We start from the raw sequence: 15,079 nt of genomic DNA on the forward strand, positions 1-15,079 counted from the left end.
CGCCGCGGGAATCCGCGGCGACGGCGCCGGTGTGTCTGCTGTGTGCGGTTGTCGTGCCCGAGCCGTCGCCCCGAGTCGGACGGCGCCGGGCGCTCTCGCGCGGCCTGGAACTAACTTTCGGCCAGGATGTGCGAGAGCTCCGTATCCAGATCGAAGTGGCGGTGTTCCGTTCCGGGCGGCACGGCCGCGTCGGTTCGCTTCAGGAACGATTCCAGGGCCCGCGCCGGGGCCTCGAGCAGAGCCTCACCCTCGGGGGAACTCAGGGCGATGCAGACGACGCCCTGACCGTGGCTCCGGGACGGCCAGACTCGGACGTCGCCGGTACCGGTGGGCCGGTGCAGGCCCTCGGCGAGGAGGTCGCGGGCGAACACCCACTCGACGGTTTCCTCGGCTCCGGTGTGGAAGGTGGCGTGCACGGCATAGGGATCGGCCGTGTCATACCGCAGTCCTGCGGGTACAGGCAGTGAGGACTCGCTCGACACAACGAGGCGCAGGTGCAGCTCGCAGCTGACCGTGGTGTTCATAAGCGCCAGGGCCTTTCGCTCAGTGTGCGCTCGGGGATTCGCACGTCGGCGAAATCGACATGCCACCTACGGTGCCGTTGTAAACCCCTCTGAGGGTTTTGGGTGTCTTTAGGTAGCTCGTACGGCGGGTTGTTCGTTCGAGGGGTACAGCCATTCCAGTGACCGGTTTCCGTCCGGTAGGGTTTGGCCGTATGAATACGGGGAGTAACGAACCGGGGGTTGCCGAAACAATCACCGGCACGAAGGACGAACAGCCGCTCGGATCGCGTGCGCCGGAGTACATCCAGGCACGCAAGGCGCTGCACCTCAGCTGGCAGGTGGGCGTGTTCATCGTCGGCCTCGCCGTGGTTGCCGCGGGCATCGTCATGCTGCCACTGCCGGGCCCCGGCTGGCTGGTGATCTTCGGGGGAATGGCGATCTGGGCGACCGAGTTCGTCTGGGCCCAGCTGGTGCTTCGCTGGACGAAGCGGAAGGTCACCGAGGCGGCGCAGCGTGCGCTCGACCCCAAGGTGCGCCGCCGGAACATCATCCTGACGACCGTCGGTCTGGTGATCGTCGCCGTGCTCGTCGCGGTCTACGTCTGGAAGTTCGGTCTCGAGATGCCATGGAAGATCAAGGAGTGACCTCCGGGTGACTCCACGGCGGTCGGAGGCACCCGCTGACATGCGGTAATGTTCTCCGTGCGCCCGGGGCGATTAGCTCAGTGGGAGAGCGCTTCGTTCACACCGAAGAGGTCACTGGTTCGAACCCAGTATCGCCCACCCCGGAACTGCGGCCCGGAGGCTTTAAGCCTCCGGGCCGCAGTCGTATTCGCTGCATTTCCCGTGCGGCGGAAGGAAATTGATACTCCGTCGGCTGCCGCCCGGGAAAAGCGGAGTCAGTGCATTCTGCCGAGAACGTCACGGACCCGGCGTGCGTCGCGCAGCCGCTGTTCGTACGTCGCGCCGATCGCGAGGAGCAGAAGCCCGGCGAGTGCCGGCGGCAGCCAGCGCGGCAGGGCGTCCACCACTTGGACGATGTAGGGCGCAAGTTCGTGCAGGGCGTCCAGGGCCAGGACCGTGCCGCCCAGCACCAGGGGCGCCTGTAGCCGGTGCCGGGCGCCCGCCAGCGTGAGCAGCAGGGCCGCGACGCCGAGGAGCAGCGGCCGCTGCCAGTGCGGGTCGCTCCAGGCGGCGACGAGGCTCGGCAGGAGGGTCGCGGCGAGGCCGGGCCCGTACGCCGTCCAGGAGGACGTCTCGGGGGTGCGGCGGCGCCGCAGGGCGCCGATCAGGAGTGCGGGGACGGTGGCCGGCAGGGTGTAGGCCTCGGGGGTCCCGACGTCCCAGGCGGCGAGGCGGACCCAGGTCGCCAGGACGAACAGCACCCCGGCCGCGTAGCCGACAGGGCGGCGGTCCGTGCGGAGTGCGGTGCCCGCGGCGATGAGACCGCCGAGCGCGAGGGCCAGGGCGAGAGTCGTCGCGTGCCCCGCGGTGAGGGTGATCGCCAGCCCGCCCGCGACTGCCCCGGAGATCTCGGTCGGCGGTGCCAGCGGATGGCGGCCGAGCCGGGCCGCGGCGAGGGCGGTGAGCGCCGGGACGGTGAGGGTCAGGAGCCCCGTGTGGTCCGCGCGCAGGCCCCCGGCGGCCCCCGAGGCGCAGGCGAGCGCGGTGGCGTACGTGACGGCCGCGCAGACGGCGACAGGCGCGACCCCCGGCACGGGCACCGGGCGCCGGGCCGCGAGAACCGTGGCCGCCACGAAGAGCACCGTCAGGGCGGCCAGAGTGCCGAGCGTCGCGGGGGTGGTGGCAAGGGCAAGGAACGCGACGCTCACCGAGGAGACGACCCCCAGGCCCAGCGAGGTAAGCGCGACCACCTTCGACCCACCCCGCGACGCGACGGCAAGCAGGCCCGCGGTGAGCACCGCGTAGGCCGATACGCCGACCGCGTAAGGGAGTTGAAGGGCGAACGGCAGGATGACGAGGGCGGCCCAGACGAGCCCCAGGGCGGCGGCGCGGGCGATGTCGGGGCGGGGCAGGGGCGAGGCGGCGGGCGGGGCTGCGGCGGGGGTGGCAGGCGAGGCGACCGGGGCGGCTGGTGCGGCTGGTGGTGTGGCCGGGGACGTCTTGGTGCTGGGCCGGTCGGGAGTGGTGGGGCTGGAGGGGCGCGGGGCGTTGGGGCTGGATGAGCCCGTTGTGGTGGGACTGGATGGGTCCGTCGTGGTGGAGCTGGACCGGTCGGGAGTGCTGGGACTGGACGGGCCCGTTGCGGTGGGGCTGGACCAGGCGGGAGTGATAGTGCCGGGTGCAGTCGGCGTGACGGGGGTGGGTGGCGGTGTTGCCCCTTCGTCAGCCGGTGAGGGTAGGAGGCGTGGCGCTGTGAATAGGACTGCGGCCACGGTGGCCAGTACGAGTGAGGCCAGGGCGGGGTGCTGCACGGATAGGTCGGGCAGAGGGGATGCCTCGGCCATGTCCCGCGGTGTGCCCGTCCAGATTTTTCCGGCCCAGCTGACCGGTCCGGCCACCGCAGCCACGAGCGTGGGGAGTGTCCACAGTAGCGCGAGCCCCTGCACCAGGAGACCCGCACCGGCGACCCCGCGCAGGACCCGCCGCGGCAGCGCGGTGCGGACGACCGCCAAGAGCGCTACGGCACACGCCAGGTAGGCCGGCACCGTCCACGCCGAGGGCAGTGCCTCGCGCAGCACGCCACCGGCCGCCGCCGTCACCAGCAGGCCGCCCGCGAACGCGGCGCCCGTCGCCTGCGGGGCCCGCGGGATCAGCCACGCCGACACCAGCGCGATCGACGCCGCCGGCAGGAGCAGGGCTCCCGCTCGCGCCGCGTCCGGTAGATCCGCCGCCGACCAGGACAGATAGCCGGCGCCCAACGCGCCCCACGAGCCCGTGGCGCAAGCGCCGACGGCCGCGACCACGCGCACGGCGGGGTCGCTCACCCGCAGCGCGACGGCGGCATCGAACGCCGCCGTCACCAGAAGCGCCGCCCCCGTCCCGTGGACACCCGCGTCCGCCGCGAGCGCCCCGAGGAAGAGCGGGAGTTGCGCGGTCGCGACGGCCAGCGGCAAGGGCAGCCGCAGCTCGCGGAAGACAAGCCCGTAGGCCGTCCACAGTGCGGCGAGCACGGCGGACGCGGTCGCCGTGTAGCCGAGGGCGTCCGTCCGAGGCAAAGCGACGGCATGGAGGGCGTACGCGTCCAGGACGGTCAGGGTGAGGCCGAGCGCGGCCACCGTCTCCGCCGTCGAACGCAGCCTCCGGCGCAGCAGCAGTACGGGCACGCCGAGCGCCGTCAGCGTCACGGCCGCCAGGACGGCGCCGCGCCCGCCGATGCCCAGGTGTCCCCAGCTCACCAGCGTGAAGGCGATGGCCGCGATCGTCAGGAGGACGCCGCCCAGGGTGAGCAGCGCGTTCTGCACGTTCGGCGGTGTGGCCTCGGGGGCGCGGACCGGCCGCGGGGGAGCGGGCGCGGGGGCCGCGACCGTCCGGAGTGCGCCAAGGAGCCAGGCGCGACGCTGCAGCAACTGCGCCCTGCGCGCGTCGAGATGTCGCAGCTCCAGGTCGAGGATCCTGAGCTCCTCGGCCGGGGGCGGAATGTTGGTCATGCCGGGGAGTGTGGTCCCGGACACAGCGACAGGCATCGGTGCGGATACTCAGGACGTACTCAGATCGGCGCCCGACCGGCAGACTCGGTCCATGGACTGGAGCCACTACCGCTTCCGCAGCATCTGGAACGTGCCCGCGCCACCCGCCGACGTCTTCGCCGCCCTGGAGCGCGCCGAGGACTATCCGGCGTGGTGGCCCCAGGTGCGGGAGGTGACCCCCGTCGACGAGCGCAGCGGCACGGCGCGTTTCCGCTCCCTGCTGCCGTACGACCTGTTCGTCACCGCCGAGGAGCGCCGCCGCGACCCCGCCGCCGGGGTCCTGGAGATCGCGATGACCGGGGACCTGGAGGGCTGGGCGCGCTGGACCGTCACGGCGGTGCCGGGCGGCACACGGGCGCTGTACGCGCAGGAAGTGGTGGTGCGGAAACCGCTGATGCGACGCCTCGCCGTCCCCGGCAGACCCGTCTTCCTCCTCAATCACGCGCTGATGATGCGTGCCGGTGAGCGCGGGCTGAGGGCGCACCTCGGGCGCAGCTGACGGTCCTCGCACAAGCGGTTTGAAGGAAACCCGCGAAGACCTGTATTGTTCAGTCCGTTCCCGGGCGATTAGCTCAGTGGGAGAGCGCTTCGTTCACACCGAAGAGGTCACTGGTTCGAACCCAGTATCGCCCACCCGGAGAATGCCGGTCCGTCGTCGACGGACCGGTTTTTTCATGCCCGCGGGCAGTACGCGGCGGGTGTCAATCGTCAGGCCGCCGCCGGGAGTTCGGGGCGCAGCGGCCACGCGGGATCCACTGCCTCCGGCGTACCGCTGCGTGCGAACCAGGCTTGCAGGCCGCGCGCCTGCGCCGCGTGCCACACCGCCTGCAGCGCGTGCAGCTCGGCCGCCGAGAGCCGTTCGAGGCGCGAGGCGAAACGCTTGCCCACGGCACGTACGACATCCAGCGCGGCCTGCGCGTCGGCCGCCGCGTCGTGCGCCTCGTCCAGCTCCACCGCGTAGTGCGCGCACAGGTCGGTCAGTGTGCGACGGCCCTTGCGGTAGCGGTCGAGCTGCTTGTCCAGGACCCGGGGGTCCAGGACGCACAGGGACGAGCCCGCCATGTAGTGGCTGAGCGACGAGGCGCGGTGCCTGCGCAACTCCCGGTCCAGGATGGTCAGGTCGAAGGGCGCGTTCATGACGACGATGGGGCGGCCCGCCGCGCCCTGTTCCGCCAGCTCCCTGGCTATCTCCTCCATCACCGGCGCGGGCCAGCGGCCGTTGTGCTGCAGATGTTCCTCCGTCAGGCCGTGCACCGCGGTGGCGCTCTCGGGCACCGGAACGCCCGGGTTCACCAGCCAGCGAGTGATCCGCGGGCGGGTGCCCGCTCCTTGCTGGACGACGACGGCGGCCGACACAATGCGGTCGGTCTCGACGTCGACGCCCGTGGTCTCCGTGTCGAATGCGGCCAAGGGCCCCTCGTACCAGCACGTCATAGTGACGCAACTCCTCGATCATGTCCGGCAGATGGCTTTCCTCCCCTGCCCACCCCGGTGATACCCGGGCCGTTTGCGCTGTACGCGGCCCGGAGACAACAGAGGTACAGGGCTTGGGAATTGACCGGCCCGAAGCGGGGATTCACTGGTTCGGAAGGCTCGTTGGACATGGCGCTCGCGCAGCCCGAACAGGGTGGGCTGCTGCCCGAGCGGATCGCACCGCCGCGCGGCACACTCGCCACCACCGCCTGTATGGAGACCCTTCAGGTGGGCTATCTGCACGCCGTCGCCGCAGCGGCGGGGTGCTCGCTCTCCCAGCCGTTTCCGGACAACGGCATCGACTGGCACGTCAGCCACAGCGCCCCCGGGCACACGGTCGACGACGAAGTCACCATCAAGGTGCAGCTCAAGTGCACGTACCAGATACCACCGAACCCGCCGGGGCCGACGTTCTCCTTCACGCTCGACAACCCCCACCTGGAGAAGCTCGCCCGCACCCCGGTCTCGGTGCACAAGATCCTGGTCGTGATGCTCGTGCCCCGGTCGCAGGACGACTGGCTGCGCGCGGGTCATGACCGGCTCGACCTGCGGCACTGCTGCTACTGGACCAACCTCGCCGGACACCAGGTGACCGGCCGGCGCAGGACCACCGTGCGCGTCCCGACCTCGCGGATCTTCGACGACAAGGCCCTCTGCGAGATCATGACGCGGGTCGGGACGGGAGGGAGACCCTGATGCACCGCCCGATCGAAGAGCCACTACGCCCCGTTCGCCCGCACCCCGTGGAACCCGCGGGCAGCTGGGCCGCTCCGGCGGCCCCGCTGGGTCCCCCCGATCCCTCGCAGGTCGATCCCGCCGTGCTCGGCGCGCTGCTCGGCCGGCACGGCTGGCGTCGTCGCGGGGGAGCGGCGGGGCGCTATGCCCGCTGGACCCCGCCCGGGCCCGGCGGGGGCGGCACGAGTCTGCTCGTGCCGGAGAACAGGGCCTTCCCCGACTGCGAGGACCTGCTCGGCGAGGCGCTCACCGCCCTGGCGCGCAGCGCGTCGCCGTCCGCGCGTGACGTGCTCGTCGGGCTCACCGTGCCCAGCGACGAGATCCGCTGGTGGCGCGATGTCCCGGCGGGTCCGGCGGGCGCCTCGACCTGGACGGCGGAGGAACAGCTGCGGGCGGCGGCACGGCAGATGCTGCTCGCGGGGGCCCTCGCCGCGCGCGGCCGTGCCGGGTACTACGGGGCGCGGCACCGCGGGCCCGCCGCCGCGTCCCTGGAGAGCGTCCTGGTCGGGCCCGCTCCCGGCGGGCGCCGGCTCACCGCGTTCGTGCCCGTCCTGGCGGGGCGGCTGCTCGCGGTACGGCTGCACCAGGCGCTGTACGCGGTCCGCGAGGCCGTCGACTACCAGCGCGCCACCGGTGGCATGGACGCCTTCGACGGTGCGGTGGAGGCGGGCGCCAGCCATGAGCTGACGGAGGCCGTCGTGGCCCTGGTGCGGGGCACGGAGGGGGCACGGGTCGCCGTTCAGTGGGCGCCGGCCGCCGGGGTGCCGCAGGGGTGCGCCGTCGACGCCGGGCCCGTCGAGTTCTCGCCCGGTGACCTGCCGGTGCTCAGGGAGGCGAGCGCCCGCTATCTGCGGGACGAGCCCGCGATGGCGGTGCGGATCACGGGGGCCGTGGTGCGGATGCGGCGGTCGGGGCCCCGGGGAGACGGCACGGTGCGGGTGCGGGTGCTCGCGGGCGCCGACGTCCCCCACGTACGCATGACGCTCGACGAGGAGTCGTACCGCATCGCGGGCCATGCCCACCTGGTCGGGCTGCCGATCCGGGTGCACGGGCGTCTGGAGAGCCGGGGCGGGTTCCGGCGGCTCACCGGGGCCTCGGGGGTGGCCCCGGTGCAGGTGGAGGAGGGGGAGAGGGACCGCCTGATGAAGTCGCTCCAGGAGAACCTCGACTTCTTCGAGGAGGCGTGCAGCGGGGACTGAGGCGGGGTGCGGCCGAGGCCCGGGGGACAACCGTTTCGCGGTGGGCGCCCCCGGCTCGGTACGATTCGTTTCGCGTGCAGGAGCAGATCTGCCGCGACCCCCTTCAGGTAGGAGAAGACCGGTGTCAGACGTCCGTGTGATCATCCAACGCGATTCCGAGCGGGAAGAGCGCGTGGTGACGACGGGCACTACGGCCGCCGAACTCTTCGCCGGAGAGCGCACCATCGTCGCCGCCCGCGTGGCCGGAGAGCTGAAGGACCTGGCGTACGCGGTCCAGGACGGCGAGGAGGTCGAGCCGGTCGAGATCTCCTCCGAGGACGGCCTGAACATCCTGCGCCACTCCACCGCGCACGTCATGGCGCAGGCCGTGCAGGAACTCTTCCCCGAGGCCAAGCTGGGCATCGGCCCGCCGGTCCAGAACGGCTTCTACTACGACTTCGACGTCGAGAAGCCCTTCACGCCCGAGGACCTCAAGGCCATCGAGAAGAAGATGCAGGAGATCCAGAAGCGCGGCCAGCGCTTCTCGCGCCGCGTCGTCACCGATGAGGCGGCCCGCGAGGAGCTCGCCGACGAGCCGTACAAGCTGGAGCTCATCGGCATCAAGGGCTCCGCCTCCAGCGACGACGGCGCGGACGTCGAGGTGGGCGGCGGCGAGCTGACCATCTACGACAACCTCGACGCGAAGACCGGCGACCTGTGCTGGAAGGACCTCTGCCGCGGTCCCCACCTGCCCACCACCCGCAACATCCCGGCCTTCAAGCTGATGCGCAACGCCGCCGCGTACTGGCGCGGCAGCGAGAAGAACCCGATGCTCCAGCGCATCTACGGCACCGCGTGGCCCACCAAGGACGAGCTCAAGGCCCACCTGGAGTTCCTCGCCGAGGCCGAGAAGCGCGACCACCGCAAGCTCGGCAGCGAGCTCGACCTGTTCTCCATCCCGGAGCAGATCGGCTCGGGCCTCGCGGTCTTCCACCCCAAGGGCGGCATCATCCGCCGGGTCATGGAGGACTACTCGCGGCGCCGCCACGAGGAGGAGGGGTACGAGTTCGTCTACACCCCGCACGCCACGAAGGGGAAGCTCTTCGAGACCTCGGGCCACCTGGACTGGTACGCCGACGGCATGTACCCGCCCATGCAGCTCGACGAGGGCGTGGACTACTACCTCAAGCCCATGAACTGCCCGATGCACAACCTGATCTTCGACGCGCGCGGGCGTTCCTACCGTGAACTGCCGCTGCGCCTCTTCGAGTTCGGCACGGTGTACCGGTACGAGAAGTCGGGTGTCGTGCACGGTCTGACCCGTGCCCGGGGCTTCACCCAGGACGACGCGCACATCTACTGCACCAAGGAGCAGATGGCGGACGAGCTCGACACGACGCTCACCTTCGTCCTGAACCTCCTGCGTGACTACGGCCTGACCGACTTCTACCTGGAGCTGTCCACCAAGGACCCGGAGAAGTTCGTCGGCTCGGACGAGGTCTGGGAAGAGGCCACCGAGACGCTGCGCAAGGTCGCCGAGAAGCAGGGCCTGCCGCTGGTCCCGGACCCGGGCGGCGCCGCCTTCTACGGCCCGAAGATCTCCGTGCAGTGCAAGGACGCCATCGGCCGCACCTGGCAGATGTCGACCGTGCAGCTCGACTTCAACCTGCCGGAACGCTTCAACCTGGAGTACACCTCGCCGGACGGCACCAAGCAGCGTCCGGTGATGATCCACCGCGCGCTCTTCGGTTCGATCGAGCGGTTCTTCGCGGTGCTCCTGGAGCACTACGCGGGCGCGATGCCGCCGTGGCTCGCCCCGGTCCAGGCAGTCGGCATCCCGGTCGGGGACGCGCACATCCCGTACCTCCAGGAGTTCGCGGCCGAGGCCAAGAAGAAGGGCCTGCGGGTCGAGGTGGACGCCTCCTCCGACCGCATGCAGAAGAAGATCAGGACGCAGCAGAAGCTGAAGGTCCCGTTCATGATCATTGTCGGTGACGACGACATGAACGCGGGCACGATCTCCTTCCGCTACCGCGACGGCTCGCAGGAGAACGGCATTCCGCGCGAGCAGGCGCTCGCCAAGCTCCTGGACGTAGTGGAGAGCCGCGTACAGGTGTGACCTGAGGCAGGAGAGGCCCCCGGGACGGTCAGCGTCCCGGGGGCCTCTTGTCGTCTTCGCGCGCGAACACCTGGAGCAGCCACGACGAGAACGACCCCGTCACCGCGCCGAGCAGCGCGAGGCCGCTGAGCATGACGCCCACCGCGACCAGGCGCCCCACGGGTGTCACGGGTGCCACGTCGCCGTAGCCCACGGTCGAGAGCGTGGCCGCGGTCCACCACACGGCGTCCCCGAAGGTACGGATCGTCGCGTCCGGCGCCGCGTGCTCGTGCTGGTAGACGGCGAGCGCCCCGGTGAAGCCGAGGAGCAGCGCCGAAAGACCCGCGTACGTGACCACGCGCGCGTGCAGCGCGAGCCGTGGCCGCCCCCGCCTGCGCTGCACGGCCTCATAGACGTGCACGACGCGCAGCGGCCGCAGCAGGGGCAGCACGAGGACCAGGGTGTCCAGCCAGTGCGCGCGCATGAAGCGGGGCCCCTGCCCGCTCAGCCGCCACCGCACCGCGTAGTCCACGGCGAACGCGGCCCAGGCCGTGAGGAGCACCGCGAGGCAGACGCCGCGCCATGCCGGGGGCAGCCCGGAGGCCAGGACGAGGACCGCGTACGCGGTCAGGTAGAGCAGTGAGGCCACGGCGAGAGGCGCCTCCGTGCGGTTCTCCCAGCGTGCCTGACGGCTGTCATCGCTCATCGGTCCAGCTTGGCCGTGCCGGGCCCGGCGGGCGCCCCGCCGACACGCTTCGATCGGACCAAGTCATATGCTGCACTGCATGACGAGTGAGCCGGAGCAGCAGATCGGAGTGGGGACGCAGGACGCGTTCCAGCGCCTGTGGACGCCCCACCGGATGGCGTACATCCAGGGCGAGAACAAGCCGAGCGGTCCGGGCGCCGACGACGGCTGTCCCTTCTGCTCCATCCCGGCCAAATCCGACGAGGACGGCCTGGTGATCGCCCGGGGCGAGCATGTGTACGCGGTGCTCAACCTCTACCCGTACAACGGCGGCCACTTGATGGTCGTGCCCTACCGCCATGTCGCCGACTACACGGAGCTGACCGCTCCGGAGACGGCCGAGCTGGCCGTGCTCACCAAGCAGGCCATGACCGCGCTGCGCACCGCGTCAGGCGCGCACGGCTTCAACATCGGCATGAACCAGGGCACCGTGGCGGGCGCCGGCATCGCCGCGCATCTGCACCAGCACATCGTGCCGCGCTGGGGCGGTGACACGAACTTCATGCCGGTCGTCGGCCACACGAAGATCCTGCCGCAGCTGCTCGCGGACACCCGCAAGATGCTGGCGGACGCCTGGCCCGCCGGTCTCTGACGCGCCTCACGCGTCGTACACGTCCGCCTTCCTCGGCATCGGGTCCTGGACCGCGCCGCTGAGGAAGCCGGAGCGGGCGCCGAACTTCTCCGTGTTCACGCCGTTCTCCTCGAGCACCTTGATGGCCGCCGAGTGCACGACGCGGAGCACGGGGGTGGCCGCGCGCAGCGCGTCGTCGGCCATGAAGCGGTGCCGCCACGGCTTGTCCGCCCAGGCGTGCCGCAGGCCGAACGGCTCGGGAAGGACCAGCTTGCCGCCGAGGTGGTCCAGGATCGGCGGATACCACGTGAAGGGCGCCCGCACCGCGAGGCGCACGACCTCGTCGGCGTCGACCAGCGGCAGCTTGCGCTCCGTGGTCTCCCAGAACTTGATGGGCTTGGCGACCTGCTTGACCTTGGGGTCGGGCTTGCTGGTGAACAGCGAGTGGACCGGGCCGAGCGCGTGGCCGGTGACCTCGATGCGCAGGGTCTCGTGCAGGACGGTCACCGTGATCAGCATCGTGATGACCAACTGGCCGTCCCAGAGCGTGAACTGGACGCCGAGGTAGTGCCGGTTACCGCTGCCGAACTGCTGCTCGTTGCAGATCCGCTGTATCTCGTGGCCGCGGACCTGATAGGCCTCGACCTCCGTGCCGCCGGGGCGGGCGACCGCCTTGGCGTTCTCCCCGATGGGGGAGACGATCCAGTGCTTTATCGAGGGGGTCGGGAAGCCGCCGGTGTGCAGCGGGCCGCGTTCGAGCAGCCGCAGCTGGTCGTGCACCGCCCGTATGACGTCCCAGCTGCGGAACGGGTGGATCTCCGTGCCCTCCTTGGCGGAGACCAGCTCCTCGGCCAGCTGCCAGCTGCCCCAGCGGGTGCCCATGCCCAGTATTCCCTTGGGCCCCGCGTAGAAGACCGAGTTGCTCTGCTGCTCCGCCGAGAGACGCGCGAGGCCCTGCCGGAGCTGCTCGGCGGCCGTCTCGCCCGGGCTGCCCGGCACCGCCTCGGGGATCTTGGCGCCGATGCCGCCGCCGGAGAGCAGGCTCCCCCAGCGCTCGCGCAGGTCCCGCGCGGTGCGCTCGGCGATCAGCTTGGCCCAGAACCAGCCCGCCACGGGGACGACGATCGCCGCGCGGATGTACCAGCCGAGGAGGCCGCCGACCGGCAGCTTGATGAGAAAGATCACGGCCAGCACGCCCACGGCGACCAGGACGGCCGTCGCGATGGCGCTCGCCCGCTTGTTGTCCCGCTTGACCACCGCCTGCTTGATCGAGAAGAGCAGCAGCCAGACGAGCAGCCCCGGCAGGAACAACAGCCCGCACAGAACCATCACCACCGTGAGCCAGCGGTCGCGCTCCTTGCGGATGTTGTTCGCCGCCAGGCAGTGCTCGACGATCGACTGCGGTTCCATGCCGAAGGACTGGATGAGCGGCTTGCGGGCGCCGCCGAGCATCCGCACCTGCACCGCCCGTGCGAACGCCTCGCCCAGATTCGGCGCGAAGAGCGACCAAAGCCCCTCCTTCACCTCGGACTTGTGCCATTCGTTGTTGGCGTCGAGGATCTTCGACACCTTGTCGTCGCGGTACGCGGCCGACGCGAGGGCGTGGGTCGCCGCCGTCTGTCCTGCGGCCCCGGACAGCGGGACCTGGGCCCCGGGCCTGAAGTCGAATACGTCGTCCGCCACTGCCGCCCCCATCGCCGCCAACCTTGCTGCTGCGGCTCTTCCCGACTTCCTTGCCCGGCACACCTGTTGATCAGGTCATCAGCGTATCCGGACGCACCGGCATGCGGCAGGGCGCATCCGTGCGCCCTGCCGCATGCCCGCAACTAGGAGACGTCCTGGGCCTGTTCACGAATCCTCTCGGAGAGCTGGGGCGGCATCGGTTCGTGGCGTGCGTACGCGCGGCTGAAGCGGGCGGTGCCCTGCGAGAGGGACCTCAGGTCCACGGCGTACCGCCCGATCTCGATCTCCGGCACCTCGGCCCGCACGAGCGTGCGCCCGCCGGGCGCCTGCTCCGTCCCGACCACCCGGCCGCGGCGCCCCGAGAAGTCGCTCATCACCGAGCCCACGTGATCGTCGCCGACCAGGACCCGCACCTCCGCGACCGGCTCCAGGAGGTGGATCTTCGCGTCGGCCGCGGCCTCGCGCAGGGCGAGCGCGCCCGCCGTCTGGAACGCGGCGTCCGAGGAGTCCACCGAGTGCGCCTTGCCGTCGAGCAGCGTGACGCGTACGTCGATGAGGGGGTATCCGGCGGCCACACCTTTCGCGGCCTGCGCGCGCACGCCCTTCTCGACGGACGGGATGAACTGCCGGGGCACGGCGCCGCCCACGACCTTGTCGACGAACTCGATGCCGCTGCCGCCCGGCAGCGGCTCGACCTCGATCTCGCAGATCGCGTACTGGCCGTGGCCGCCGGACTGCTTCACGTGCCGGCCGCGTCCCGCCGACTTGCCCGCGAACGTCTCCCGGAGGGAGACCTTGTGGGCCACGACATCGACCTGCACGCCGTAACGGCTGCGCAGCCTCTCCAGGGCGACATCGGCGTGCGCCTCGCCCAGGCACCACAGGACCACCTGATGGGTGTCCTGGTTCTGCTCCAGGCGCATCGTCGGGTCCTCGGCGACCAGGCGTGAGAGCCCCTGGGAGAGCTTGTCCTCGTCCGCCTTGCTGTGCGCCTGGATGGCGAGCGGCAGGAGCGGGTCGGGCATGTCCCAGGGCTCCATCAGGAGCGGATCGTCCTTGGCCGAGAGGGTGTCGCCCGTCTCGGCGCGGTTCAGCTTCGCGACGCAGGCCAGATCTCCCGCGATACAGCTGCTGAGCGTGCGCTGCTGCTTGCCGAAGGGGGAGGAGAGCGCGCCGACGCGCTCGTCGACGTCGTGGTCCTCGTGGCCGCGGTCGGCAAGGCCGTGCCCCGAGACGTGCACGGTCTCGTCGGGACGCAGGGTGCCGGAGAAGACGCGTACGAGCGAGACGCGCCCCACGTAGGGATCGGAAGCCGTCTTCACCACCTCGGCGACCAGCGGTCCCGCGGGATCGCAGGTGAGCGCGGGCCGCGCCTTGCCGCCGGGGGTGGTGACGGCCGGCGCCGGGTGCTCCAGGGGGGTGGGGAAGCCACCCGTGATCAGCTCCAGGAGCTCCACCGTGCCGATGCCCTGCCGGGCGCCCTCGGCGGCGGGGGCCGCCGCGAGCACGGGGTGGAAGATGCCGCGCGCCACGGCTCGTTCCAGGTCGTCCACGAGGGTCTTGAAGTCGAGTTCCTCGCCGCTGAGATAGCGGTCCATGAGGGACTCGTCCTCGCTCTCGGCGATGATCCCCTCGATCAGTTTGTTGCGTGCGTCCTCGATGAGCGGAAGCTGGTCCTCGCCCGGCTCGGACTCCTTGCGTTCGCCGGACGCGTAGTCGAAGATCCGCTGCGAGAGCAGCCCGACCAGACCGGTCACCGGCGCGTGCCCGTCAGGACCCTTGGCGCCGTGCAACGGCAGATACAGCGGCAGCACGGCGTCGGGATCGTCGGCCCCGAAGGCCTCGGCGCAGGTCCGCGTCATCTCGCCGAAGTCGGCGCGGGCCGCCTCCAGGTGGGTCACCACGATGGCCCGCGGCATGCCGACCGCCGCGCACTCCTCCCACACCATGCGGGTGGCGCCGTCCACGCCGTCGGCCGCCGAAACGACGAAAAGGGCCGCGTCCGCGGCGCGCAGACCGGCCCGTAACTCGCCGACGAAATCGGCGTACCCGGGGGTGTCCAGAAGATTGATCTTGTAGCCGCCCCATTCGACGGGGACCAGGGACAGCTGTACGGAGCGCTGTTGCCGGTGCTCGATCTCGTCGTAGTCCGAGACGGCGGTGCCGTCCTCCACACGGCCCGCGCGGTTCACCGCGCCCGCGGTCAGCGCGAGGGCCTCCACCAGAGTCGTCTTGCCCGATCCGCTGTGGCCGACCAGCACCACATTCCGTACGGACGCGGGGTGGTCGGCCGCCGTAGCCCTGCCGGCGGCTCCGGGGTGTGCGTTCGCCTTGTCGCCCATGCCTTGGCCTCCCGGTCACGTGCGCGATGAGGAGGCACAGCCCCCTCGGGGATGCTGGCTGCTCGCGGACACGCGGGGCCGTGTGCGGGTCGGCTCCGGCGA

At 71.2% G+C, this 15,079-nt stretch carries 12 protein-coding genes and 2 tRNA genes; 8 read left to right on the top strand and 6 right to left on the bottom strand.

The features are described from left to right. Positions 1 to 110 precede the first annotated feature (110 nt). Entirely contained in the window at positions 111 to 524 is a 414-nt protein-coding gene (locus ACWFRU_RS37460) for an SsgA family sporulation/cell division regulator (RefSeq protein WP_003959770.1), read from the bottom strand. A 191-nt stretch (positions 525 to 715) separates the two neighbouring features. On the opposite strand from ACWFRU_RS37460, the gene ACWFRU_RS37465 reads away from it, so the two are divergent. Beyond that, positions 716 to 1,147 carry a TIGR02611 family protein gene (locus ACWFRU_RS37465; RefSeq protein WP_365820986.1) on the top strand — a complete coding sequence of 144 codons (432 nt, stop codon included), beginning with the start codon at positions 716 to 718 and terminating at the stop codon, positions 1,145 to 1,147. Positions 1,148 to 1,213: 66 nt separating this feature from the next. Beyond that, a tRNA-Val gene (locus tag ACWFRU_RS37470) sits at positions 1,214 to 1,285 on the top strand. Positions 1,286 to 1,401: 116 nt separating this feature from the next. Here the strand turns inward: ACWFRU_RS37470 and ACWFRU_RS37475 are convergent. After that, complete coding sequence (locus ACWFRU_RS37475) at positions 1,402 to 4,113, bottom strand: SCO7613 C-terminal domain-containing membrane protein (RefSeq protein ID WP_453692583.1); 2,712 nt, start codon at positions 4,111 to 4,113, stop codon at positions 1,402 to 1,404. Between the two features lie 91 nt (positions 4,114 to 4,204). On the opposite strand from ACWFRU_RS37475, the gene ACWFRU_RS37480 reads away from it, so the two are divergent. Then, the gene (locus ACWFRU_RS37480; protein WP_453692584.1) at positions 4,205 to 4,651 is read left to right on the top strand and encodes an SRPBCC family protein; all 447 of its coding nucleotides are present in this window, start codon (positions 4,205 to 4,207) and stop codon (positions 4,649 to 4,651) included. A 62-nt stretch (positions 4,652 to 4,713) separates the two neighbouring features. After that, positions 4,714 to 4,785, top strand: a tRNA-Val gene (locus tag ACWFRU_RS37485). Positions 4,786 to 4,860: 75 nt separating this feature from the next. Here the strand turns inward: ACWFRU_RS37485 and ACWFRU_RS37490 are convergent. Then, the gene (locus tag ACWFRU_RS37490) at positions 4,861 to 5,586 is read right to left on the bottom strand and encodes an exonuclease domain-containing protein (protein ID WP_453692585.1); all 726 of its coding nucleotides are present in this window, start codon (positions 5,584 to 5,586) and stop codon (positions 4,861 to 4,863) included. Positions 5,587 to 5,754: 168 nt separating this feature from the next. On the opposite strand from ACWFRU_RS37490, the gene ACWFRU_RS37495 reads away from it, so the two are divergent. From ACWFRU_RS37495 to thrS, 3 genes are all read left to right on the top strand, one after another. Next, entirely contained in the window at positions 5,755 to 6,321 is a 567-nt protein-coding gene (locus ACWFRU_RS37495; protein ID WP_363210977.1) for a DUF4365 domain-containing protein, read from the top strand. Next, a complete protein-coding gene (locus ACWFRU_RS37500) occupies positions 6,318 to 7,559 on the top strand; it encodes a hypothetical protein (protein WP_453692656.1) in 1,242 nt (413 codons plus the stop codon). The genes ACWFRU_RS37495 and ACWFRU_RS37500 overlap by 4 nt, the downstream gene beginning before the upstream one ends. 121 nt (positions 7,560 to 7,680) lie before the next feature. After that, positions 7,681 to 9,657 (top strand): threonine--tRNA ligase, encoded by a 1,977-nt coding sequence (thrS, locus tag ACWFRU_RS37505; RefSeq protein ID WP_365820991.1) that lies wholly within the window; start codon positions 7,681 to 7,683, stop codon positions 9,655 to 9,657. A 28-nt stretch (positions 9,658 to 9,685) separates the two neighbouring features. On the opposite strand, the gene ACWFRU_RS37510 is transcribed toward thrS, so the two are convergent. After that, the gene (locus ACWFRU_RS37510; RefSeq protein ID WP_453692586.1) at positions 9,686 to 10,342 is read right to left on the bottom strand and encodes a potassium channel family protein; all 657 of its coding nucleotides are present in this window, start codon (positions 10,340 to 10,342) and stop codon (positions 9,686 to 9,688) included. A gap of 67 nt (positions 10,343 to 10,409) precedes the next feature. Between ACWFRU_RS37510 and ACWFRU_RS37515 the strand changes: the two genes are divergently transcribed. Then, positions 10,410 to 10,973 (top strand): HIT family protein, encoded by a 564-nt coding sequence (locus tag ACWFRU_RS37515; protein ID WP_453692587.1) that lies wholly within the window; start codon positions 10,410 to 10,412, stop codon positions 10,971 to 10,973. A gap of 6 nt (positions 10,974 to 10,979) precedes the next feature. Here the strand turns inward: ACWFRU_RS37515 and ACWFRU_RS37520 are convergent, their stop codons facing one another. Together ACWFRU_RS37520 and ACWFRU_RS37525 are read right to left on the bottom strand one after the other, a co-directional pair. After that, the gene (locus ACWFRU_RS37520; protein ID WP_453692588.1) at positions 10,980 to 12,647 is read right to left on the bottom strand and encodes a hypothetical protein; all 1,668 of its coding nucleotides are present in this window, start codon (positions 12,645 to 12,647) and stop codon (positions 10,980 to 10,982) included. A gap of 131 nt (positions 12,648 to 12,778) precedes the next feature. Next, complete coding sequence (locus tag ACWFRU_RS37525; RefSeq protein WP_453692589.1) at positions 12,779 to 14,977, bottom strand: elongation factor G-like protein EF-G2; 2,199 nt, start codon at positions 14,975 to 14,977, stop codon at positions 12,779 to 12,781. Positions 14,978 to 15,079: the final 102 nt, after the last annotated feature.

The organism is Streptomyces sp. NPDC055099 (assembly GCF_053607685.1).